Here is a 23801-nt window from a genome sequence, read left to right on the forward strand (position 1 = left end):
GATTAATTGGCTCGTTTTATCAAATCAATAAAAGTTTTCGTTCCACAAGGGCTAGGTTTTGTTGTAACTTCAATATTGTCCCCCTCGCGGAATGAAAATTCATCCATTATTTTTGGCAATATTGTTAATTCAATAACGCCATCCGAAGACCGAAACGTTCCAAAGTTATTACCGGCGACTCTAATTAATTTGCCAGCAATCCATTCACCCGAAACTTCTGATTCAACTTGTTTTTTCTCCCATTTTGATAGATTTCTTTCTTTAACCAAATTACTATCAATAAATGTTTTGAAATAATCTAGTACATCAAATAAAAGAAGCACCGTACTTTGGTATAGAAACGTATTTGAGACTGAAGCCATGTATGAATCAACCCCTAATTTACTTCCATTATCGTGGGATCCATCCTGTGTAACCATCAAAATTTTATAAATATTAAAAGCAATTACAGAGTGAATTATCTCTTGGTTATGAACGTATCCACTATGACGATTTGATAAAAAGGCTCCTGATCCATTAATCCAACCTTTATCCTCGATAATTTCATCTGGTATACATCCAATTTCATTAAGCTTTCTGAAGAGTGCTTCAATAATTTTTCTTATTCCAGTTAATGAATCTTGAGCTATTTTAATCTGATTTGGGTTTTCAATATCCAAAACCAAATGATGCAACCTATCGAAATGCTTTTTGCCTAAATAAGCTTCAGTACATATTTCAAATTGATTGGAATACTTATGCTTTAATTTTGTTAATTCTCGATTCTTACAAGCCTCAACAAGCATATTAAAAAGTTTATCCTCATCTTCATCCTTTCCTTTTTCAAATACATTCGGGAAGGCATTATTAAACTCTTCTGATGCATAGGTTTTGGCTTGCCCTGTCAAAACAAAGTAGGCTAAAGTTCTATCCAAATCCCTTATCCTGTCTTTTGCCTGATGTACCCATTTAGTGTCTTCTGACCCAGGAACATCCGTTTCATTTTCAAAGAATTTAGCATCTAATAATACTGCATCATATTTTGAAAGATTAACTTCTAGTTCTTTACAACCACCATTCATTGATTTGAATGGCCAAAATTGGATATTGTAGTCTATTGCCGTTTTATGAACCGCTTCCAAAGACTCATGCTGATCATCTATCCAAAGTACATTGTATTTTTTACTCATTTAATATTGGTATTACAGGAAAATTAAACCTAAAAATCACTGGAAAAACACTGTTTTCATCTAATATTAGTTCCCAGTCTGGATTATTAAAATATTTTGCTATTCTATTTATATCATATCCCCCTAACCCTGAGCCATTATCTTCATTAGAAGTTGAAAATTTAGATATAAACTTATCTCTGTTAAAATTATTTGGAAATGGTAAACCATTATTTCGAATTTCCAGTTGCATGACCTCTTCTGTAACCTTTAATTCTACGACTAAAAGATTCAACCCACTTTTTTCTCTAAACGCATATTTGTTAGCATTAGAAAGGATGTTATCTAAGAGTATCTGGAATAAAGTAAGGTTAGCCCGAATGGCTTTATTTTTCATCTCTTCAGCTAATGCTCTTTCATAATGAAAAGTGTAATTCTCTCTTACCTTTTTTAGCTTATTTAAAAGTTGGTTTAAATCTTTTATAGAAATAGCACTGAGCTCATAGTCACTCATAACTAATCCATTTTCACCTTTTTCTAATATTGTAGAGATGTGATTAACATCATTTTTAATTTGAACTAAATCGTCAATCAGATTTGTATTATATCGCTCATTATATAAATCTTTAACTTCACTAAAAGCTGAAGAATCATTATTTTCAAAAAAACGAATTAAACTTTTCGCATTGGACAAAATGTTTTGTCTAGGCGTACCCAACGAATGCTTTAGCGAAGCGAACTCATCAAAACTGGACACTTGTTCTCCATGAGCTAATCTATTCCTTTCTTCTTGAAGTATTTTGAATTTTTCAGATAATTCGAGAATTCCTTTAACTTTTGCTCTTTGTTCCTGTATTGAAGGTAACTTAATAACAATCTTAATAAGATCATTGTTACGCAGCATAGGCTGTACAGATCCAACCCTATATTTGTTTAATTGGTCTTCCACATAATCTGCGGAAAACTCATTTATCAAGAATATTGGATCAACCTCATCTTCATCAAGTTTTAAGGCTACTATAGCTGAAGAAACAACAATTGGCTCACCGGAATACTCAAAATATGTTGGTTTTAGGGTATTCCATTTAGTAGCTAAAAGCAAACATGATTCACTTATTATTCTAAAACTATTTCTAGATACTAATGAAGACTCTAGTTCATAAGTATTCAAAACACAGTCGAAAACATCTTTTTTAAGATCTCTGATTTGGACCTGCTTCATCCTTGTACTAAGAGGCGCCTTTTCGCCTTTGATAATTCTAGAAAAAGCATGTAATTTAAAACCATCAATACTTTTCAAAAAATACCTTCCAACCGATAAGTCGAGATCATTTGCATAAATCTCCTCATCACTCACATATCTTAGAAACTCATTTTCAACATCAGTATTAATAAGGTCTTTAAGTTCCTTTTCATTTAATACTTTTTTACGACTCCCTTCTTTTCTAAAAAAAGTAGAACCATCAACTAATTTAATATACCCTGGTCTTCTGGAAGTAACCTTAAAAACCACTATACAAAGTGGTATAGCCGTATTAGAAAGCAATCCTGCGGGCAAGTTGATTATAGTGTCAATTAAGCAGTTTTCTATTAAATTATGTCTAAGTCTTTTTTGACGACCACCACCGAACAGAAAAGATAAAGAAAATACACCAATAAATTGACCGTCTGCTTTTATGGAATGAATTCCTTTATCAATTAAGAAACTTTCTACATCACCATAACTATCTCCAGTTAAATTTGAATGAAACTCCTTTGGAATAGGTAATTTTAATGGAGGCGCAGACACGATAAGATCGTACTTCTGAAAATCGTACCAATATTCAATAGAATCACCAATCACATATTCAGAAGAATGCTCTCTGTTATGAGCCTTTAACCTTAATTGACCAATAGCCCAAACGATAGAATTTATTTCTTGGCCAAAATATGTTTGCCCTTCATTAAGATTAACACCAAATGATGCTAACCCTGCAAATGGGTTATAAACAGATGCATTACTATCTAATTGAGCAAGATCAATAATTAACCTAGTTACTTCTTTAGGTAATACTGATTCACCTGAACTTTTACCCTTAATTTCTATAACCCTTTGTAGTATATTTTCAAATACCTCGGCAAAATGTGTTCTAAGTGCATGAGTATCTATATTAGTAATACATAATGACAAATCAACAATTACATAGGATGGCAACTTTGTAAAAAGAGGTGAATAAATATCAAAAATTCTCCTATCCAGCTCATTCAAATTTTGTGATTGAATGTTATTGGAATATGAATCTATTTTATCAACATATCTTAATTCTGTCCAAGATATATCCCAATTGTCCCTAAGTGCTGTAATAAGAAATAGCAAAATATCTACTCTATCCCTTAAACGTGTTTTATGTAACACGTCAGTACATTTCCAAACTTGCTCGGTAAGTTGATTAACTACTAAATCTGACTTGATTTTATCTTCCCTCATAAATATGATTAAATTCAACTCTGCAAATAAACAATAAAAATATGCAGAGTTACCGCACAGTTATTTATTGTAATATTGATGCATTGCGTTAGCATGTTCTCTCATCTGATAAATTAAATGCTCTGGCTCGAGCACTTCTAAATCCTGACCAAAAGATAATAGTTGCTGTACTAGCTCCTTATTGATAATTGTTTCGAACCACACTTGATCTTGTTTATCATCTTCAAAAAACTCCTCATAATCTGGTTGAAAAGGTTTTGTTTTGAAATAATACTCTCTCCCATTATAAAACTTTAGTACTACTTTTTCAACTTTTGCATCTCTGGGTCTCACCACCCCTACCATAGTTCTGAAGAATGCATCCCAAGCAGTATCTGATTCGATGTAATCGACATCGTCTACTAAATCAAAATCAATAAGCCTTTCATCTAACGGAATACTCCATTCTTTAACGTCTTTAGTTGCATTATATCCAAACACAAACCACCTTCTGTTATATTGCTTAAGTATATGCGGATGGAATTGATACACTACAGGCGATTCATCTTTAAACCCTTTGAAAGTAACCTGAAGAACCTGTTTTTTCTTTATTGCCAGGTATAACGGCTTTAAGTGAACTATACCCCTATACTCCTCATTGTGGTCATAAAATAAAATTCTAGAGTCGTCGTCTTGCTCTTCTTCATCTTGAAATTTAATTAAGGCTTCGGCCAGTCTGTTGTATTTAGGATGGTTCTCAAATCGCTCCAATAATTGTTGTGCAGCATCAATTAAATATTGTTCGTATTCAAGCAATGGTCGTTGAGCAATAGAGAAATTGGGGTCTGAATACTTTAAAACCCTTACCTTTTCTGGTAATGGTGCTCCAAAACCGTTGACTTTATCCCTAAAAACCTTAAGGTCGTCACGTAATGTTCTAACGGATATGCCCTCTCCACGATATTGCCTATCAATCCCTTCATTTACATATCTTAATAACTCTTCAAATCTAAACTCCCTATTACGAAAACAATAATCCAGAATATTGTATCTTAAATGAGCATGGGTGCTATTTGCCATAATTTAGGGTTTTACAAGTTATGTATTAGCTGAGTCATTAATATACAAGCTTACCGGACCTCCCACCACACAAATAACCTTTTTATTAAGTTCTCCAAAAGGATGGACTACTCTTTTAATTAGTTTATAGTTTGCAGTTGTATTATTCACTTAAAATCGTTTTTCGAGTTCGTCAATGGCCATTTTTTGCTCTCTTACATTACCAAGTCTGATAGCATCTACCAATGCCAACAGCTCATGGAGTTTTTCATCCTCCTGAACAGCTTTAGGCACATTGGGATGAAGGGGCTCTATTGAAAAACCTCTTTCATTCCCTTCTGCAAAGGGCCAAACAATGGCTTTGTTACTTTGAATATGTTGATTCAGAGGTGGTGCACTATGAGCAGTGGCCACGCCCCTATCCATAGCACTTGGTTTTTGTGGATAGACGTATTTAAGCCCTGAAGAAATAAATTCCAACAAAGCTGTTTTCATTATTCTCTTTTTGTCACTCCCAATTAAGCCAGCCATGACACTTCTATTTAGGGATTCACTCACTTCGCTGTTGGAAATAAAGAGTTCATTAGCTATATCTTTCATTAGCCAATTTTCATCTCCTTTGGATACTATTTTAAGTAAAATAACGATGTCATGGGGACGCATACCATTGTGCTTTTTCATAGCCGTTAATTTGCATTTCGCGAATCGCGAAATACGAATATACTACTTGGCTTAGACTTAACAAACCAAATGAAATCAAAATAGAAAAAAGATTATAATGAAGATTCCTTGAGGATTGATTGATTCAAATGTCAAATTTGAATATGTGTAGAATTAACAAACCATTAACACTCTAAAAAATCACAAATTTCAGTCAAAAAAAAGGTGAAAAACCACCTAAAAATGCATCGATAAAGAGTAAAAACTGTAAAAATTTGCTGTCCGTAAGAAGAGATTTTTGTGCACATTTTGTGCACATTGGCAAAAATAAAAGGGTCTCGATTTCTCGAAACCCTTGCTATTACTGTGATCGCGACAGGATTCGAACCTGTGACCGTCTGCTTAGAAGGCAGATGCTCTATCCAGCTGAGCTACGCGACCCTTCAAGGATTACTCCTGAATATAAACAAAAAAGTCGGGGTGGCAGGATTCGAACCTGCGACCTCCTGCTCCCAAAGCAGGCGCGATAACCGGGCTACGCTACACCCCGATAGAACAATATTTTGTTCTCCGGTTGCGGAGAGACAGGGATTCGAACCCTGGCAACACTTACGCGTTGACAGATTAGCAATCTGCTCCATTACCACTCTGGCACCTCTCCTTTATTCAATATTATTGTGAACGTTTCTTTGTTTTTGCGGTTGCAAATGTAGGGTATGGCGCTTAATCACGCAACTATTTTATCTAATTTTTTAAAAAAATTATTCGGGATATTCTATCCTTAAATGGTAAATATTTGCAAGCTTGTGTTTTAGCACTTTTTTAATCGCTTGAATTTCTTTGAAAGTAATATTCGCATTTAAAAACTGTCCAACATCCATCTGCTTATTAATAATATTTTCCACAAAAACATCAATTTTTGTTGATGTTGGTTCCTTTAAACTTTTAGAGGCCGCCTCCACACTATCGCACATCATTAAAATAGCCGTTTCCTTACTAAATGGTTTCGGACCTGGATAAGTATAGTCAACTTCATCAAAATCTTGATCTGTAGCCTGAGCCATTCTATAGAAATAATAAACTGTTGTGGTACCGTGATGTGTTCTAATGAAATCGATAACACGATCTGGCAACTTATGCTTTCGAGCCATTTCAATACCATTCAGAACATGATCAATGATTATCGAAGCACTTTCCTTAGGAGATAACTCATCATGAGGGTTTAAGCCCGTAGATTGGTTTTCGGTAAAGTAGGTTGGGTTCTTCATCTTCCCTATATCGTGATATAAGGCCCCTACCCTAACCAGCATCGCATTTGCCCCTATTTCATTGGCAGATGCTTCTGCTAGGTTAGCAACATTTAATGAATGGTGAAATGTTCCAGGTGCTTTATTGGCCAATTCTTTTAAAAGCTTTGAGTTAGTATCTGATAACTCCAATAACGATACATCTGACACCAAACCGAACAATTTTTCGTAGGCATAAATCAATGGTTGCACAAACAAGGTGGCCAAACCATTAAGTATAAATAATCCGAAGGTTTGCCATTTAATCGTTTCAACACTTCCTTCATGTATAACAAAAAAAGCGAAATAGGCGATAATATAAATCAATGTAATCTGTCCAACCGAAATAAAAAGATTAGCGCGCTTATAAAGCTCAGACACGGTGAGAATTGTAACTATTCCTGCAATAATCTGCAGAAACATATACTCATAACTGTTAGGAACAATAGACCCCAACAACAATACGGTAACCACATGCGAAAAGAGCCCTAGACGAGCATCGAAAAAAGCTTTCAACACCAACGGTAGGACACATATGGGAACTACATAAATGTACTTAGCATTGAAATTGACAACCAAAGTAGTAATGAGAACAATTGTTAGAATATTAAAAAATATAAATGTCACTTTGGTATTATTCTCAAAAACATCCGGTCTGTATTTTCTGAGGAACAGCAGTAACATTAATAGAGCTAAAGCTACCAGTAGAGTGTATGCAAATACTATCCAATTATAGTTGGAATCGGTCCAAACTTGTGACTCATACTCGGCTTCAAGAGATTTCAATATTTGGAATTTATCACCTTCAACAACCTCTCCCTTCGAGATTATCAGTGTTTCTTTCTCTACACTCCCTCTAGTGAAAGATATTTTACCCAAAGCTTCTTGAATCGCTTGATCTGTAAAGGTCTTGTTATACTTTAAATTAGGCTCTATAACATCAAAAAACAAAGCTGTAAGAGGGATTGTCAGAGCCTTATCCAGATTACTTACTAATGAGTTATTTATTATGGAAGTAATACTGTCTTGTACTATTAATTTTCCATAATCTATATTAACTGCCTCCTTTCTATCTTCAAGTAAAACAACATGAGTTTCAGGATTGAAATTATAATTCTCCTCCAATACACCAAACTGGTAGAGGTTATCTAAAATTGTTATGCCAGTTTTGTGAATATGATTTAACTCTCTTTTGTTTATACTATCTCCAAAAATATTTGGAAATTCATCTTCAAAAGCTTTTACTACTTTGGTTTTCACTTGAACATCCCTATCGAAATAACGTGTTGCCTGTTGTTGTATCTGTTCTTTTTCGACCTCAAGCTCTGCATCAGTTTTTTTGATTGCAAAATTAAAAGGTGCATAAAGGTTTTCGGATTGCCAAGGTTTACCTCGTTCAAAATTATATCTAAAGCGTCCACTTTTTGGGAAAAGATATACAATTAACACAGTGGTGGCGATATACAATAATACTTTATAAACCAAGGAATGGTTTCTATATATCATGTTTATGAAGTCTTTCATAAAAAACGTTAAGGTTTTCAAATGTAATAAAAATATGAGTGCCTTTAACGATTTATAAAGAAGGCGTGCTGACTCCCTTTTCTAGTAAAAATTGATTAAATTCGCGACAGTTAAAATAAAACACATTTAAAAGATGAATAAAGAAGTTGTTATTGTTTCGGCTGCTAGAACTCCAATAGGAAGCTTTATGGGGTCTCTTTCAACAATACCAGCTCCTAAGTTAGGAGCAATTGCCATTAAAGGAGCCCTTGAAAAAATCAACCTTAACCCAGAATTGGTACAAGAAGTAATTATGGGTAATGTAGTTCAGGCGGGAACAGGACAAGCTCCTGCAAGACAAGCAGCCATTTATGCTGGTCTTTCGAATACTGTACCTTGTACTACGGTTAATAAGGTTTGTGCTTCCGGGATGAAAGCCGTTATGCAGGGAGCTCAGGCTATTGCATTGGGAGACGCTGATATAGTTGTAGCCGGCGGTATGGAAAACATGAGTTTGATTCCTCATTATTACCATGCAAGAACTGCTGCTAAATTTGGCCCAGTGACCATGGAAGATGGTATGCAAAAAGATGGTCTAGTTGATGCTTACGATCAAGTTGCCATGGGGGTTTGTGCAGATGCATGTGCAACTGAATACAATTTCTCAAGAGAAGATCAAGACAACTTTGCTACACAGTCTTACCAAAGATCTGCTGCTGCTTGGAATGCTGGAAAATTTGACAATGAAGTTGTACCAGTTGAAGTTCCTCAACGTCGAGGCGAACCAATAGTTGTAAATAAAGATGAGGAGTATACCCATTTCAAAATGGAAAAGATTGGTGCTTTACGCCCAGCCTTCACAAAAGAAGGAACTGTAACTGCAGCCAATGCATCGACAATTAATGATGGTGCAGGCGCTGTTGTTTTAATGAGCAGACAGAAAGCGGAAGAACTAGGACTTGAACCTTTGGCTACGATTAAGAGTTATGCCGATGCTGCCCAAGAACCAAAATGGTTTACCACTGCTCCTGCCAAAGCTCTACCTAAAGCTCTTGACAAAGCAGGCATTTCGATTAACGACGTTGACTACTTCGAATTTAATGAGGCTTTTTCTGTTGTTGGTCTTGCTAACATGAAGATTTTAGATCTTAGTGAGGATAAAGTAAACGTAAATGGTGGAGCTGTCTCTTTAGGTCATCCACTGGGTTGTTCTGGTGTTAGAATTATCATTACCTTGTTAAATGTATTGGAACAAAACAACGCCAAAATTGGAGCTGCTGCTATTTGTAATGGTGGTGGAGGTGCATCAGCTATTGTAATTGAGCGCTAATTAGTAATTTGACATTGGATTAACTGACCCACTTAACCTAATTGAATGCAATACGGCCTTTGTAACTTAAGCATTGTCCCCTTAAGATTGGATCCTTCTGATAAAAGCGAACTGGTTTCGCAATTGTTGTATGGTGAACATTTTAAGATATTGGAACAACGTAAATATTGGAGTAAGATTAGACTTTCCTTTGACAAATATGAAGGATGGATTGATAATAAACAGTATCTGGAAATTACAAAGGAGAATTATGAGATGTTGAACAACTCTCCTACCCGTTTATCTTCGGACTTGGTGGAGTTTGTAGAAGACAAAGAAAAACATTTATACCCTATTCCCTTAGGCTCTAACTTAAATGCGCTTTCTCTTCTAAATCATTATCATGATGGTAATAGTATTAGTGGTGTACAGCCTAAAGAGCAATTAATTAAAACAGCATTTATGTATTTGAACGCTCCTTATTTATGGGGGGGCCGTACTAGCTTTGGAATTGATTGTTCTGGTTTTACCCAAATGGTTTACAAGCTTAATGGTTATAAAGTCTTACGTGATGCCTCACAACAGGCCACCCAAGGTGAACCCTTGAGTTTTATTGAAGAAAGTGAGCCTGGTGACTTGGCTTTTTTCGATAACAGCGAGGGACAAATTGTTCATGTAGGGATTATCATGAGGGACAACTATATTATACATGCACACGGAAAGGTACGTATAGACCGATTGGACCATTCCGGAATTTATAACGTAGACAAAGGTATCCACACCCATAAGCTAAGGGTTATCAAAAAGATTGTTTAAGTTATTTATATAATAAAAAAAGCCGCTTTGAAAGCGGCTTTTTTATTATATGTGATTAAAGTTTAGTTCCCAGCTTCAAGTTCTGCAACCTTAGCTTTCATTTTATTTTCATTTTGGGTATCACCTATAGCCACATAGATATTTAATAATGTTTTGGCAGCTTGTAAATTAGTAGGATCTACTTTTAAAGCACCTTCAAGGTAAGGAATAGCTTCTCTATACAAATTCATTCGCTCTTCCTTTAATTCATCATAACGTTTGTTATCAGCAGCCGAAGTCCCCAAATTATTCATTTCACTTACTATTTTTTGCTCCTCGCCTAAAATCAATGCAGCCATATTGATTTGTGCATTAACATAAGAAGGATCTAACGAAATAGCTTTCTGGTAGAATTTCTTAGCAGATTCAACATCTCCCGTTTCAGCCGACACAACCCCTAAGTTATATTGCAGCTCCGCATTATTTGGATCTTTTTGGGTAGCCTCTTCAAGCAATCTCTTAAACTCGGCCGTATTCCCCATTTTAAAGTTAATATTAGCTTCTGTTATCAATAAACTTATATCTTCTGGATTAGCTTTACGAGCTTCATCCATAGCCTCAATAGCTTTTTGATCATTTCCTTGTCCGACATAAATCAAAGCTATGTTCTTTACTATTTCGGCTCTTCTTGATTGAGATTGTCGATCTGAAGGTTTAATATGAGTTCCAGACTTAACTGAAGCATCCCTCAACTCTTTATTTGGGAATGACTCTTCAACCCCTGTTTCTTTATTAGCGGCAAAGTATTCGGTTTGAATACCAGTATACCCTAAATCTCTTAACTCTTCATAAATCGGAAGTGCGCGATCAAAATCTTGTCCTTGCACAGCTGCAGATGCAGAATAGTACAAATATGTAGTGTCTTTAGTCGATGCACGATAGGCTTTTTCAAAATAAATGGAAGCATTTCCTAAATCCTTTTTTTCATAAGCATCATTTCCTTTTGTTAAAAAAGATTGTAACATAGCCTGCTTTAATTCATCAGCCTCTTTACTGTTGACATTGCTTAGGCTCTTTAAAGCCATATCTATATCTGCATCAGATCCCGCTCCATTGGCATATAAAGCTTCTGCATTCAAGTAATAATATTGTTCCTTGTATTTGTCATCCATAGAAGATAACATACCCTCTACTTGCCCTAAAGCGGTTTTAGCTTCAGCATAGTTATTTTTCTTTAATGCCTTCTCTGCTGTTTTTAGCTCTTTTTTTTGAGCAAATGAGAAAGCTGAAACAGATAGTGCTAAAGCAACGATAACTTGTTTTTTCATTGTAGTTTGTCTTTACTTATTATGTTAGTTGTTTTCTGTGTCCTGAGGGTTATCAATTGTTGTGCCGTTTTCCTCATTCACCATCGCATCTAGATTCTCCTCTCCATTTACATCCTCTTCGTCATGCATAACTTTGGCAACCGCAGCAATGGAGTCTTTTCCTTTAAGGTTAATTAAACGGACCCCTTGTGTTGCCCGTCCCATAACACGTAAATCCATTACTGCTAACCTAATAGCTATACCTGATTTATTGATAATCATTAAATCATCATTATCAGTTACATTCTTGATAGCAACTAAGTTACCTGTTTTTTCTGTAATAGAAATGGTTTTCACTCCTTTTCCTCCACGGTTTGTAATTCTATAGTCATCAAGACTAGACCGTTTACCATAACCGTTTTCAGAAACTACCAAAATATTACTCTCCATGTCATCTACAGCAATCATTCCTACAACTTCATCATCGTCATGTGCTAAAGTAATTCCTCTAACCCCTGAAGCACTTCTTCCCATAGGTCTGGTTTTAGCTTCTTCAAATCGAATTGCCTTACCAGATTTAAGAGCCAGCATTACTTGGCTTTCACCAGTGGTTAATTTAGCTTCTAATAACTCATCACCGTCCTTAATAGTAATTGCATTAATACCATTAGTTCTTGGACGGGAATATTGCTCTAAAGATGTTTTCTTTACCTGACCTTTTTTGGTCGCCATAATCACATAATGGTTGTTGATGTAATCTTCATCTTTAAGATCCTGGGTACAGATAAAGGCTTTTACTTTATCGTCTTGCTCTATATTGATAAGGTTTTGGATAGCTCGTCCTTTAGAACTTCTGCTTCCTTCTGGAATTTCGTAAACACGCATCCAAAAACATTTACCCTTTTGAGTGAAGAACAACATATACTGATGATTTGTTCCAACAAACAAATGCTCTAGGAAGTCTTCATTCCTCGTATTTGAAGCCTTTTGCCCTACTCCACCTCTATTTTGGGTTTTATACTCAGTAAGAGATGTACGTTTGATATATCCAGCATGCGAGATTGTGATAACCACTTTCTCATTAGGGATCATATCTTCAATGCTCAAATCTCCACCAGCGTACTCAATCACAGAACGTCTAGCATCTCCATATTTATCTTTGACCTCTAGGAGTTCATTTTTAATGATCTCCATTCTACGATCCTTCTTTTGAAGGATATCTTTAAGATCTTCAATGGTCTTTATCAATTCTTCGTACTCAACCCGTAGTTTATCTTGCTCTAGTCCAGTTAATTGACGAAGACGCATTTCTACAATTGCACGCGCTTGAATTTCGGTGAGTTTGAAACGCTCCATCAACTTCTCACGAGCTTCATCTGCATTAGATGATGCTCTGATTAGAGCTATAACTTCATCAATATTATCAGAAGCAATGATCAAACCTTCAAGAATGTGGGCACGTTCTTCAGCTTTTCTCAATTCATATTCTGTACGACGCACTACAACTTCATGACGGTGCTCAACAAAATGATGGATAAGGTCTTTTAAATTGAGTAATTGAGGTCGTCCATTAACCAATGCAATATTGTTAACACTAAAAGACGATTGTAATGCAGTATACTTGTATAATTTGTTAAGTACAATATTAGGAATAGCATCACGCTTTAGAACGTAAACAACTCGCATTCCTTTTCTATCAGACTCGTCTCTGATAGTAGAAATACCGTCGATTTTCTTTTCGTTAACAAGATCGGCCGTTTTCTTAATCATTTCGGCTTTGTTAACCTGATAAGGAATCTCTGTAACAATAATACATTCCCTACCATTTACTTCCTCTATATTGGCTTTCCCTCTTAAAACAATACGGCCTCTTCCTGTTTTAAAGGCTTCCTTCACACCATCATAACCATAAATAGTTCCTCCCGTAGGAAAATCTGGAGCTTTGACATGGGTAATCAACTCATCGATTTCAATATCATGATTATCAATATAGGCAGTGATACCATCAACAACTTCACTAAGGTTATGTGGTGGCATATTTGTCGCCATACCTACTGCTATACCAGATGCTCCATTAACCAATAGGCCAGGAATTCTAGTTGGCAATACTGTAGGCTCTTTTAAGGTATCGTCGAAGTTCAATTTATGATCTACAGTTTCTTTGTCGATATCGGCAAGCATATCCTCTGATATCTTACGCATACGAGCTTCTGTATAACGCATTGCAGCAGGACTATCACCATCAATCGATCCAAAGTTCCCTTGACCATCAACCAGCATGTAACGTAGGCTCCAATCTTGGGCCATACGTACCATCGTATCGTATACGGAAGTATCTCCGTGTGGGTGGTACTTACCGAGTACTTCCCCTACTATTCTTGCCGATTTTTTATACGCTGAATTAGCCTTAACACCCAATTCGTGCATTCCAAACAACACACGACGGTGAACAGGTTTCAATCCATCTCTTACATCAGGAAGGGCTCTTGACACAATCACCGACATCGAATAGTCGATGTAAGCCGACTTCATTTCATCTTCTATGTTAATAGGAATGAGTTTTTCTCCTTCTGCCATATATAAAATTAATTAGTTTCTTCAGTTTTTCAAATCGTGCTAATATAACCATTTCAAATGTCACGACGCCCTTACATACTGTGTTTTTTAACATTTTTTATTAACAATTTATCTCCTCGCTGTGGTTGATAAATATGACTGCATTTTTTTTGAATTTATGGACTTTTTTTGTCTATTAGCTAAACGCATATAATTTAAGGTATAGTTTTTGCCTTTGGTAATATGATTTAGTATTTTTAATGCAGAAAGGAACCTAATTTATGGATGATAATTTTTCACCAAGAGTAAAAGACGTAATAGCATATAGTAAAGAAGAAGCATTACGCTTAGGCCATGATTTTATTGGCACCGAACATCTTATGCTCGGCTTGCTTAGAGATGGTAATGGCAAAGCTATTGATATATTGAACGCACTGGATATAGACCTTAATCACTTAAGACGTAAAGTAGAAATACTAAGTCCTGCTAACCCTAATATTGCAGTAGCCTCAAACGAAAAGAAAAACCTACACCTATCCCGACAAGCAGAACGTGCTCTTAAGACTACTTTTTTGGAGGCTAAACTATTCCAAAGCAGCTCAATTAATACCGCACATTTACTTCTTTGCATTTTACGCAATGAAAATGACCCGACTACTAAACTTTTGAATAAACTGCATGTTGATTACGACAGTGCAAAAGAACAATTTAAGTATATGATTACAAACGATGATGACTATATAGAACCAAAAGCGGAATCGTTTCAAGATGACGATACACGAGACGACGATAGCAAGGAAAATATTTTCAACTCTCCATCAGGTAAAAGCACCAAGAAGTCAAAAACTCCTGTTTTAGATAACTTTGGAAGAGATTTAACCGCTATGGCAGAGGAAGGGAAACTAGACCCCGTAGTAGGCCGAGAGAAAGAAATTGAACGTGTTTCCCAAATACTAAGCCGTCGAAAAAAGAACAACCCATTATTAATTGGTGAACCTGGTGTTGGTAAAAGTGCCATTGCAGAAGGATTAGCTAATCGTATTGTTAAACGAAAAGTATCTCGAATTCTTTTCAATAAACGAGTAGTTACATTAGATCTGGCCAGTCTTGTTGCAGGAACTAAATATCGCGGACAGTTTGAAGAACGTATGAAAGCGGTGATGAACGAACTTGAAAAGAATGATGATATCATCCTTTTCATTGATGAAATTCATACAATTGTAGGTGCAGGAGGTGCAACAGGAAGTTTAGATGCCTCTAACATGTTCAAACCTGCTCTAGCAAGGGGAGAAATTCAATGTATAGGTGCTACAACTTTAGACGAATACCGTCAGTATATTGAAAAAGATGGAGCATTGGAACGTCGTTTCCAAAAGGTTATAATTGAACCTACTACAGTAGAGGAAACCATCGAAATCCTCAATAACATAAAGGAAAAATACGAAAACCACCATAATGTTGATTACACTCCTGAAGCTATTGAAGCTTGTGTAAAGCTCACAAATAGGTACATGACTGATCGCTTTCTGCCAGACAAGGCAATTGATGCCTTAGATGAGGCTGGCTCACGCGTTCACATTACCAATATTGATGTACCCAAACAAATTCTTGAGCTTGAAAAGCAACTTGAGGAAGTTAAGGAGCTAAAAACCACAGTGGTTAAAAAGCAAAAATACGAAGAAGCCGCTAAGTTAAGAGATGACGAGAAACGTATTGAAAAGGAATTACTTCTAGCACAGGAAAAATGGGAGGAAGAAACCAAATTACACCGTGAAGTTGTCACAGAGGACAATGTGGCAGATGTTGTTTCTATGATGACAGGTATTCCTGTTAACCGAATCGCTCAAACCGAAAGTAATAAACTCGCTAAATTACCAGAACTTATTAAAGGTAAGGTAATTGGTCAGGATGAAGCAGTTGTTAAAGTCGTTAAAGCTATTCAGCGTAATCGTGCTGGTTTAAAAGACCCGAATAAACCTATTGGATCATTTATTTTCCTTGGACAAACAGGTGTTGGTAAAACCCAGTTGGCAAAGGTTCTTTCCAGAGAATTATTTGACAGTGATGATTCTTTGGTAAGAATAGACATGAGTGAATACATGGAGAAATTTGCCATTTCGAGACTGGTTGGTGCACCTCCAGGATACGTAGGGTATGAAGAAGGAGGCCAACTGACCGAAAAGGTAAGACGTAAACCTTATGCCGTAATTCTTTTAGATGAAATCGAGAAGGCTCATCCAGATGTATTCAATATGTTACTTCAGGTTCTTGATGATGGTTACCTTACGGATAGCTTAGGTCGTAAGATAGATTTTAGAAATACAATAATTATCATGACTTCTAACATTGGAGCCAGAAAACTTAAGGATTTTGGTACAGGAGTTGGTTTTGGGACAGCAGCCCAAAAAGCACAAGAAGATGCCAATGCAAGAAGTGTTATTGAAAATGCCCTTAAAAAGGCATTTGCACCTGAATTCCTAAACAGAATAGATGATGTGGTAGTCTTTAACACTCTTGAAAAAGAAGATATTGATAAGATTATAGATATAGAATTAGCTAAACTTTTCACTAGAATCAAAGATTTAGGTTACACCTTAAAACTAAGCACTAAAGCCAAGGGGTTCATTGCAAATAAAGGATTTGACAAACAATATGGAGCTCGACCTTTAAAACGTGCTATACAAAAGTATGTAGAAGACGCATTGGCTGAGGAAATTATCGCTTCAAAAGTTCAAGAGGGCGACACTATTGTAATGGATTTGGATGAAAAATCTGATGAACTTACAGTAAACATTCAACATACTGAAAAGCCTACCGAAGGATAAATTTAACTTCTATTGTCATTTGAATAAATAAACTCTGTCTATCTTCGACAGGGTTTTTTTATTATCTAGAGATAAATATATAACTGATTTTAAACATGACTAAAACCATTAAATACAGATTTGCTACAGTAATTATTGATGAAGATTTAGTTATTGCAACCATGAATGAAGGAATAACAATTGTTTCTGAACACAATAACGAATTAGAGCGAATAGCCAATAAATATTTTAAAGACAAACCATTTGTTTATATATCCAATAGAACAAACTCTTATTCTATAGACCCTTCTACCTACCTGAGAACATCGCATATTGACAACCTAATTGGTTTTGCTGTTGTATCAGAAACGCAGATTGTATTAAGCAACACTCAATTAGAAAAGCTATTTATGGATAAGCCTTTTCAAGCATTTACTACAATAGAAAAAGCTAAACAATGGGCCAAAGAATTGCTTGTACAGCATCATATTTAATCAAAAAAAAAAAAGCATTACAAACTAATTTGCAATGCTTTTTTTATATCAACATTTGATGCTCTACAATAAATCGAACTCTACTTCCAAATTACTTACGAATGAAATAGCAGTCTGAATATCATCGTGTAAAACACGATCGTCTGAAACAAAAGGAACTTCTGTTTTAAACGACTGCACAAAAGACTCTATAAAAGCTGATGATTGTAATGGTCTACGGAATTCCAATGCTTGAGATGCATTAAATAATTCTATTGCCAATACACGTTCTACATTATAAACCAACCTGAACGCCTGAGTTGCTGCATTTGCGCCCATACTTACATGGTCTTCCTGTCCGTTTGAAGAAACAATAGAATCTACACTAGCAGGACTAGCTAACTGCTTGTTTGCACTTACAATACTCGCTGCAGTATATTGAGGAATCATGAACCCAGAGTTAAGCCCTGGATTATCAACAAGAAATGCTGGTAATCCACGTAATCCTGAAATTAGCTGATATGTTCTTCTCTCTGAGATATTACCCAATTCTGCCATAGCAATCTTCAAATAATCCAACGCTAGAGCTAACGGTTGACCATGGAAATTACCTCCTGAGATAATTTCATCCTCCTTAGAAAACACATTTGGGTTATCTGTCACAGAATTTATTTCAGTCAAGAATGTTTTTTCCACAAATGCTAAAGTATCCTTGCTCGCTCCATGAACTTGAGGCATACATCTAAATGAATATGGGTCTTGAACATGTTGCTTAGCTTGTTTTATCAATTCACTACCATCTAAAAATTCGCGAACACGTTCGGCGGTTTTTAATTGTCCATTGTGTGGACGAACTATGTGCACTAACTCATTGAACGGCTCGATTCTTCCATCAAAGCCTTCCAAGGAAACACATCCAATCAAATCTGCTAAATATGATAATTTTAAAGATTTTAATAACAAGTGTACACCATAGGCGCTCATAAATTGAGTACCATTTAACAAAGCAAGACCTTCCTTGGAGCGCAATTGTATTGGTTCCCATTTAAACGCTTTCAATAGGTCTTCTCCAGAAATAATTTCTCCTTTATACCAAACCTCTCCCTTACCAATTAAAGGAAGTGACAAGTGTGCTAAAGGAGCTAAATCTCCTGACGCTCCTAACGAACCCTGAGTATAAATTACCGGTAGTATATCATGGTTAAAAAAGTCAACCAGGCGGTTTACAGTTTCTAACTGAACACCACTATGACCATAACTTAATGACTGGATTTTTAGGAACAACATTAACTTAACAACTTCATTAGGAACAATCTCCCCTGTGCCACAGGCATGTGACATCACCAGGTTCTCCTGAAGTTGCGTTAATTTATCCTTAGTAATCTTTACATTATATAACGATCCAAAACCCGTATTGATTCCATAAATAGGCTCATCTTGAGCTTTCATCTTTTCGTCAAGATAATTTCTACAAGCAGTAATATTTTCAATACTTTCCTCTGAAAGTTTTATTTTTTTGTTTTCTAAAATTACCGATTGAACGACCTGTAAATCAATTGTATCGGTCGATATATAATGAAAGTTTTCCATGTTCTGAGTTTAAGTGTCGCAAAAATCCATATTCATATCAAATTATCCAAACATATGTTAATAATTAAATAATTTACCTTTTGATAATGATAGAAAAGTTTATTTTTGGATGAACAAAAACCTATTTAGATGAAAAAAACACTTATTCTTCTTAGTGCTTTGGCTATAATAGCATGTAAAGAAGAGCCCAAAGACTATGCAACCCTATCTGGTAAAATAACCAATCCACACCCGGATAAAACACTTAAAATATTTAAAGGAAAGGAATACGAAAAACTTATTCCTATCAATGACGACGGGACTTTTAAGGACACTTTAAAAGTTGAAGAGGGAAAGTATATGTTTTTTGATGGTACTGAATATGGAGAACTCTATCTTAAAAACGATAATGAAACAGCGTTTACACTAGACACGAAATCTTTTGACGAGTCTCTAACTTTTTCCGGGGATGCATCAGACATCAATAACTTCTTTATCAAATCAACGCTTTTGAGACAAAAGCATTTAAGCGATGAGCTGTTTGAAACTCCAAACATGGAAACTTTCAACACAGCAACAGAAAACCTGAATTCTGATTTTGATGCTTTATTAAAAGAATATCCAACCATAGATTCATCGTTAACTAACAAAGAGAAAAGCAACCTTGAAAAAACCTTAAGATCATACCAAGGATACATCCAATCTAAATTAGCATTATTAGAGGCTATGCCTAAAGGCTCTGCTTCTCCAGTTTTTACTGATTATGAAAACATAGATGGCACTAAAACATCACTTGCAGACCTTAAGGGAAAGTATGTTTATATTGATGTTTGGGCTACGTGGTGTGGCCCTTGTAAACGTGAAATCCCTGCATTAAAAGAACTTGATAAAGAATATCATGACAAAAACATTTCTTTTGTAAGTATCTCTATTGATGACGATCGTACTCACAAAGGCTCTTGGGAACAAGCCAACGCTGATTGGAAAGCAATGGTAAAGGATAAGGAATTGGAAGGTATACAGTTATTTGCACCAAAAGGGTGGCAATCGCAGTTTGTTCAGGATTATCAAATAAAAGGTATTCCAAGATTCATTCTTGTAGATCCAGAAGGAAATATAGTTACACCAGATGCTCCTAGGCCATCAAGTAATCAAATAAAAGAACTATTTAATAGTTTAGAAATATAATAGAAAAGCCGCTTAATAAGCGGCTTTTTCTTTTTAACGTCAATTCTTCTTGTCTTCTTGTTTATTTTGTTCAACGGGCTCAGGTTGTTTGAACAAATCCAAAAAGGCTTCTCCTAAATATTCAATAACATGTGAAGCTATCAAACTTTGATAACCATAATCCTCTACAGCAATATCGGCAGATTTACCGTGTATATATACCCCGAACAAAGAAGCTTCCAATGCATTATACCCTTGTGCAATCAACCCCGTAATAATTCCTGTTAAAACGTCTCCCGTCCCTCCTGTAGCCAACCCTGGATTTCCAGTAACATTTATATAGTACTTATCCCCAGAAACCGTAATGGTATTGGCACCCTTAATAATTATTATTAAATCGTGTTTTTTAGAAAGGGAACTTACCTTATCCAACTTATCAAAATCGTCCTTCCACTTTCCTATTAATCGCTCCAATTCTTTTGGATGTGGAGTTAAAACAGTATTTTTTGGTAAGAGCTTAAACCAATCTTTGTTTTTTGACAATTGGTTTAATCCGTCTGCATCAATTACTAATGGGATTTTATTGCTTTCAAAAAATGAATTCAATGCTGCTTCTGTAGCATCACTAGTTCCTATTCCCGGTCCTAAACCAATGACAGTAGGTTCAACACTATACCCTATCTTGGTAATCTCCAGTTCTTCATTATCCGTTACTACCATAACCTCTGGAATTGCAGTTTGAAGGACCTGATAACCACACTTAGGAATAAAAGCCGTTACCAACCCAGACCCCACTTGTAAAGCTGCCCTACTAGCTAGGGTAGCGGCACCTATTTTCCCATAACTCCCTCCAATAACTAAACTATGACCAAATGTTCCTTTATGAGAAAACTTATCCCGAGGTCTATAAAAAGTTAACACTTCATTTTTTCCAATCAAGTTTGCTTGGGTTACTGTTTTTTGTAAAAACTCCCGATCAATACCTATATCCAAAACTTCCCAATTCTGAGTATATTTTGAAGTATCAGGTAAAAAGAACGCCAATTTCGGTGCTTGAAAACTTAAAGTGTAATTGGCCCAAACTACACCATTCTCATCTTCAGGAACCTTATCAGCATATAATCCAGAAGGCATATCAATAGCCAATGTAAACGCTTTAGATAACTTAAAATGTTGAAATAATTTTTTAACCCAGTCAGAAGCTGGTCTGTTTAGCCCAATACCAAAAATGGCATCAACAATAATATCTTCGGGTTTTATATCTGGAAAATCATCTTCTCCCCCCATTAAAACAGGCCAATCTTTACTAACCTGTTTAATTCTATCGTAATTGATTAAAAAATCCTTGCTTCGTTTATCACTATAATTTACAATATATGTTTTCACATTATAGCCATGGGTAATTAGGTGTCTTGATAACACCAGTCCATCTCCCCCATTATTACCTATTCCGCAAAACACATGAATGGGGATTTGTGTTCCTTGTAATTTGGCGTGCAACCAATTAAAAATCTGAGTTGCCGCCCGCTCCATCAATTCGGTTGATGAAATACCTTGCTTTTTTGCTGTGAGCTGATCTCCTTCATATATCTGTTCTTTGGAAAATATTTTCATTACTATTTTTATGATTTTTGATTACCCTTAAAATTAGTATAAAAAGTGGGGATTACCGTATTTATTTGTATGATTACAATGAAGCTAAATCCACTGTATTATGCCTGCCCAACTCAATAATTTTAGGTACATTTGCGCAACTCTAATTATCAAAACAAAACAATGAAAAATACAGCTTTAACTGATACACATATCGCTTTAGGAGCTAAAATGGTTCCTTTTGCAGGATACAACATGCCAGTACAATATGAAGGGGTTAACATCGAACACGAAACAGTAAGAAATGCCGTTGGAGTTTTTGATGTAAGCCATATGGGAGAATTTTTTATTGAAGGGCCTCATGCTTTAGAATTAATTCAAAAGGTATGTAGTAATGATGCTTCAAAACTCACTGTAGGAAAGGCTCAGTATAGCTGTTTGCCAAATGATAATGGAGGGGTTGTAGACGATTTAATTGTTTACAGAATGGCTGAAGAAACTTATTTGTTGGTTGTAAATGCCAGTAATATTGAAAAAGACTGGAACTGGATTTCATCTAAAAACGATGTTGGTGCCGAAATGAAAAATTTATCGGATGAATATTCGTTATTAGCTATACAAGGTCCAAAAGCTGTTGAAGCTATGCAATCGCTTTCAAGCCATGATTTGGGAGCCATTAAGTTTTACAACTTCGTAGTAGGCGATTTTGCAGGGTTTGACGACATCATTATCTCAGCAACTGGATATACCGGAAGTGGTGGATTTGAAATTTATTGTAAAAATGATCAAGTTCAAACCGTTTGGGATAAAGTTCTTGAAGCTGGTGCTGATTTTGGTATTAAACCTATTGGTTTAGCCGCTCGTGATACGCTGCGTTTGGAAATGGGTTACTGCCTATATGGAAATGATATAGATGATACTACATCTCCAATTGAAGCTGGATTAGGATGGATTACCAAATTCACTAAGCCATTCACTAATCACGAAGCTCTAAAAGCAGAAAAAGAAGCTGGACCAAGCAGAAAATTAGTTGCTTTTGAGGTTGAAGGGAAAGGTATTCCTCGTCAAGGATACGAAATCGTTAACGGAGAAGGTGAAGTAATAGGTAATGTAACCTCTGGAACCATGTCACCATCAATGGGTAAAGGTATTGGTCTAGGTTATGTGCCAACAGAACTAAGTTCAGTAGATAGTAAAATAAACATCCAAATACGTAAAAAGGTTATTCCTGCTACCGTAGTTAAATTGCCTTTTTACAAAAGCTAGTAATAGCTTGGGTGAAAGGTAATAATGAAAGAGAGCTGTAAACATAAAATATTAATAATAGGAGCAAGTGGCTTTTTAGGGGGATCCCTTTACAAAGAACTTTGCTCCTATTTTAATACATATGGCACCTACTCTACTGCTACAAGAGCATTAAAGTATAACCAACACTTCTACTACTATAATCATCAAGAAGATGACATTCACCCTATTTTAGAGAAAGTACGACCAAGCATTATTATATCAGCCATTCGCGGTAATTTTGCTACCCAACTAACCGCCCACCAACATATTGTAGAGTATATTAAAAGTCATCGCTGTAAGTTACTGTTTTTATCATCTGCCAACGTTTTTGATGCCTATAGTAAATACCCCAGTTACGAATATGACAAAACCCTAAGCCATAGCGTTTATGGGCATTTCAAAGTGAAAATTGAGAATATGCTCATGCGATTACAGCGACATAAATGGGCTATTTTACGATTGCCAATGGTTTTTGGTAAATCCTCTCCACGTATTGAAGAATTAAAAATGTTTCTAGATGAAGGAGAACCTATTGAAGTTTTTCCAAACTTGATAATGAACGTTACAACAGACTCAAAACTGAGTCAGCAGGTTCATTATATTATTAATCGTAATTGCTCCGGAATTTATCACTTAGGAAGTGAAGACCTTGTGCACCATGACGATTTTACAAAGGAACTGATTGCTGGGTTAGGCAATAAAAAACCAATTTATAAACAGGTTTATACAACAAACGATGAGCGGTACCTCGCTGTATTGCCAAAAGATAATCGCCTACCAAAACATCTACAGTTAAAAAGCGACGAAATAGTTTCTGAATTGGCACTTTAAACTTTGCC

The 23801-nt window shown here is 35.7% G+C and carries 16 protein-coding genes and 3 tRNA genes; 7 read left to right on the forward strand and 12 right to left on the reverse strand.

Going from position 1 to position 23801, the window contains the following annotated elements:
- Nucleotides 1-2 precede the first annotated feature (2 nt).
- From PWU04_RS07590 to PWU04_RS07625, 8 genes are all read right to left on the reverse strand, one after another.
- Nucleotides 3-1169 carry a hypothetical protein gene (locus PWU04_RS07590; RefSeq protein ID WP_274475393.1) on the reverse strand — a complete coding sequence of 389 codons (1167 nt, stop codon included), beginning with the start codon at nucleotides 1167-1169 and terminating at the stop codon, nucleotides 3-5.
- A complete protein-coding gene (locus PWU04_RS07595) occupies nucleotides 1162-3615 on the reverse strand; it encodes an N-6 DNA methylase (RefSeq protein ID WP_274475394.1) in 2454 nt (817 codons plus the stop codon). The genes PWU04_RS07590 and PWU04_RS07595 overlap by 8 nt, the downstream gene beginning before the upstream one ends.
- A gap of 60 nt (nucleotides 3616-3675) precedes the next feature.
- Nucleotides 3676-4674 carry a helix-turn-helix transcriptional regulator gene (locus tag PWU04_RS07600; RefSeq protein ID WP_274475396.1) on the reverse strand — a complete coding sequence of 333 codons (999 nt, stop codon included), beginning with the start codon at nucleotides 4672-4674 and terminating at the stop codon, nucleotides 3676-3678.
- A 150-nt stretch (nucleotides 4675-4824) separates the two neighbouring features.
- Nucleotides 4825-5334 (reverse strand): hypothetical protein, encoded by a 510-nt coding sequence (locus tag PWU04_RS07605; RefSeq protein WP_274475398.1) that lies wholly within the window; start codon nucleotides 5332-5334, stop codon nucleotides 4825-4827.
- Nucleotides 5335-5680: 346 nt separating this feature from the next.
- Nucleotides 5681-5754: transfer RNA gene (locus PWU04_RS07610), tRNA-Arg, on the reverse strand.
- A 34-nt stretch (nucleotides 5755-5788) separates the two neighbouring features.
- Nucleotides 5789-5863: transfer RNA gene (locus PWU04_RS07615), tRNA-Pro, on the reverse strand.
- 27 nt (nucleotides 5864-5890) lie between these two features.
- Nucleotides 5891-5974: transfer RNA gene (locus PWU04_RS07620), tRNA-Ser, on the reverse strand.
- Between the two features lie 100 nt (nucleotides 5975-6074).
- Nucleotides 6075-8123: an HD family phosphohydrolase gene (locus PWU04_RS07625; protein ID WP_274475399.1), complete on the reverse strand. Its 2049-nt coding sequence runs from the start codon at nucleotides 8121-8123 to the stop codon at nucleotides 6075-6077.
- A 133-nt stretch (nucleotides 8124-8256) separates the two neighbouring features.
- Between PWU04_RS07625 and PWU04_RS07630 the strand changes: the two genes are divergently transcribed.
- Both PWU04_RS07630 and PWU04_RS07635 read left to right on the forward strand, forming a co-directional pair.
- The gene (locus PWU04_RS07630) at nucleotides 8257-9432 is read left to right on the forward strand and encodes an acetyl-CoA C-acyltransferase (protein WP_274475400.1); all 1176 of its coding nucleotides are present in this window, start codon (nucleotides 8257-8259) and stop codon (nucleotides 9430-9432) included.
- Between the two features lie 45 nt (nucleotides 9433-9477).
- Nucleotides 9478-10227: a C40 family peptidase gene (locus tag PWU04_RS07635; RefSeq protein WP_274475401.1), complete on the forward strand. Its 750-nt coding sequence runs from the start codon at nucleotides 9478-9480 to the stop codon at nucleotides 10225-10227.
- A 62-nt stretch (nucleotides 10228-10289) separates the two neighbouring features.
- Here PWU04_RS07635 and PWU04_RS07640 read toward each other — a convergent pair whose 3' ends face one another.
- Nucleotides 10290-11534 carry a tetratricopeptide repeat protein gene (locus PWU04_RS07640; protein WP_274475403.1) on the reverse strand — a complete coding sequence of 415 codons (1245 nt, stop codon included), beginning with the start codon at nucleotides 11532-11534 and terminating at the stop codon, nucleotides 10290-10292.
- 24 nt (nucleotides 11535-11558) lie between these two features.
- Entirely contained in the window at nucleotides 11559-14090 is a 2532-nt protein-coding gene (gene gyrA, locus PWU04_RS07645) for a DNA gyrase subunit A (protein ID WP_274475405.1), read from the reverse strand.
- 260 nt (nucleotides 14091-14350) lie between these two features.
- On the opposite strand from gyrA, the gene PWU04_RS07650 reads away from it, so the two are divergent.
- Nucleotides 14351-16894, forward strand: coding sequence for an ATP-dependent Clp protease ATP-binding subunit (locus PWU04_RS07650; protein WP_274475406.1), 2544 nt, complete (start codon nucleotides 14351-14353; stop codon nucleotides 16892-16894).
- Between the two features lie 95 nt (nucleotides 16895-16989).
- Nucleotides 16990-17367, forward strand: coding sequence for a hypothetical protein (locus PWU04_RS07655; RefSeq protein WP_274475407.1), 378 nt, complete (start codon nucleotides 16990-16992; stop codon nucleotides 17365-17367).
- A gap of 63 nt (nucleotides 17368-17430) precedes the next feature.
- Here PWU04_RS07655 and hutH read toward each other — a convergent pair whose 3' ends face one another.
- A complete protein-coding gene (gene hutH / locus PWU04_RS07660; protein ID WP_274475408.1) occupies nucleotides 17431-18936 on the reverse strand; it encodes a histidine ammonia-lyase in 1506 nt (501 codons plus the stop codon).
- 129 nt (nucleotides 18937-19065) lie between these two features.
- Between hutH and PWU04_RS07665 the strand changes: the two genes are divergently transcribed.
- Nucleotides 19066-20103, forward strand: a complete 1038-nt coding sequence (locus PWU04_RS07665; protein WP_274475409.1) for a TlpA family protein disulfide reductase — start codon at nucleotides 19066-19068, stop codon at nucleotides 20101-20103.
- A 39-nt stretch (nucleotides 20104-20142) separates the two neighbouring features.
- Here the strand turns inward: PWU04_RS07665 and PWU04_RS07670 are convergent, their stop codons facing one another.
- Entirely contained in the window at nucleotides 20143-21696 is a 1554-nt protein-coding gene (locus PWU04_RS07670; RefSeq protein WP_274475410.1) for an NAD(P)H-hydrate dehydratase, read from the reverse strand.
- Nucleotides 21697-21858: 162 nt separating this feature from the next.
- Here PWU04_RS07670 and gcvT point away from each other — a divergent pair, with 162 nt between their 5' ends.
- Together gcvT and PWU04_RS07680 are read left to right on the forward strand one after the other, a co-directional pair.
- Nucleotides 21859-22941, forward strand: a complete 1083-nt coding sequence (gcvT, locus tag PWU04_RS07675; RefSeq protein WP_274475411.1) for a glycine cleavage system aminomethyltransferase GcvT — start codon at nucleotides 21859-21861, stop codon at nucleotides 22939-22941.
- Between the two features lie 24 nt (nucleotides 22942-22965).
- Nucleotides 22966-23793: a sugar nucleotide-binding protein gene (locus PWU04_RS07680; RefSeq protein ID WP_274475412.1), complete on the forward strand. Its 828-nt coding sequence runs from the start codon at nucleotides 22966-22968 to the stop codon at nucleotides 23791-23793.
- Nucleotides 23794-23801 lie beyond the last annotated feature (8 nt).

It is taken from the genome of Mangrovimonas aestuarii (assembly GCF_028767185.1).
Classification (GTDB): domain Bacteria; phylum Bacteroidota; class Bacteroidia; order Flavobacteriales; family Flavobacteriaceae; genus Mangrovimonas_B; species Mangrovimonas_B aestuarii.

Excerpts from the sequence above, each read along its gene's own strand:
- PWU04_RS07590 (WP_274475393.1), bottom strand. The coding sequence starts at position 1,169 with ATGAGTAAAAAATACAATGTACTTTGGATAGATGATCAGCATGAGTCT.
- PWU04_RS07595 (WP_274475394.1), bottom strand. The coding sequence starts at position 3,615 with ATGAGGGAAGATAAAATCAAGTCAGATTTAGTAGTTAATCAACTTACC.
- PWU04_RS07600 (WP_274475396.1), bottom strand. The coding sequence starts at position 4,674 with ATGGCAAATAGCACCCATGCTCATTTAAGATACAATATTCTGGATTAT.
- PWU04_RS07605 (WP_274475398.1), bottom strand. The coding sequence starts at position 5,334 with ATGAAAAAGCACAATGGTATGCGTCCCCATGACATCGTTATTTTACTT.
- PWU04_RS07625 (WP_274475399.1), bottom strand. The coding sequence starts at position 8,123 with ATGAAAGACTTCATAAACATGATATATAGAAACCATTCCTTGGTTTAT.
- PWU04_RS07630 (WP_274475400.1), top strand. The coding sequence starts at position 8,257 with ATGAATAAAGAAGTTGTTATTGTTTCGGCTGCTAGAACTCCAATAGGA.
- PWU04_RS07635 (WP_274475401.1), top strand. The coding sequence starts at position 9,478 with ATGCAATACGGCCTTTGTAACTTAAGCATTGTCCCCTTAAGATTGGAT.
- PWU04_RS07640 (WP_274475403.1), bottom strand. The coding sequence starts at position 11,534 with ATGAAAAAACAAGTTATCGTTGCTTTAGCACTATCTGTTTCAGCTTTC.
- gyrA (WP_274475405.1), bottom strand. The coding sequence starts at position 14,090 with ATGGCAGAAGGAGAAAAACTCATTCCTATTAACATAGAAGATGAAATG.
- PWU04_RS07650 (WP_274475406.1), top strand. The coding sequence starts at position 14,351 with ATGGATGATAATTTTTCACCAAGAGTAAAAGACGTAATAGCATATAGT.
- PWU04_RS07655 (WP_274475407.1), top strand. The coding sequence starts at position 16,990 with ATGACTAAAACCATTAAATACAGATTTGCTACAGTAATTATTGATGAA.
- hutH (WP_274475408.1), bottom strand. The coding sequence starts at position 18,936 with ATGGAAAACTTTCATTATATATCGACCGATACAATTGATTTACAGGTC.
- PWU04_RS07665 (WP_274475409.1), top strand. The coding sequence starts at position 19,066 with ATGAAAAAAACACTTATTCTTCTTAGTGCTTTGGCTATAATAGCATGT.
- PWU04_RS07670 (WP_274475410.1), bottom strand. The coding sequence starts at position 21,696 with ATGAAAATATTTTCCAAAGAACAGATATATGAAGGAGATCAGCTCACA.
- gcvT (WP_274475411.1), top strand. The coding sequence starts at position 21,859 with ATGAAAAATACAGCTTTAACTGATACACATATCGCTTTAGGAGCTAAA.
- PWU04_RS07680 (WP_274475412.1), top strand. The coding sequence starts at position 22,966 with ATGAAAGAGAGCTGTAAACATAAAATATTAATAATAGGAGCAAGTGGC.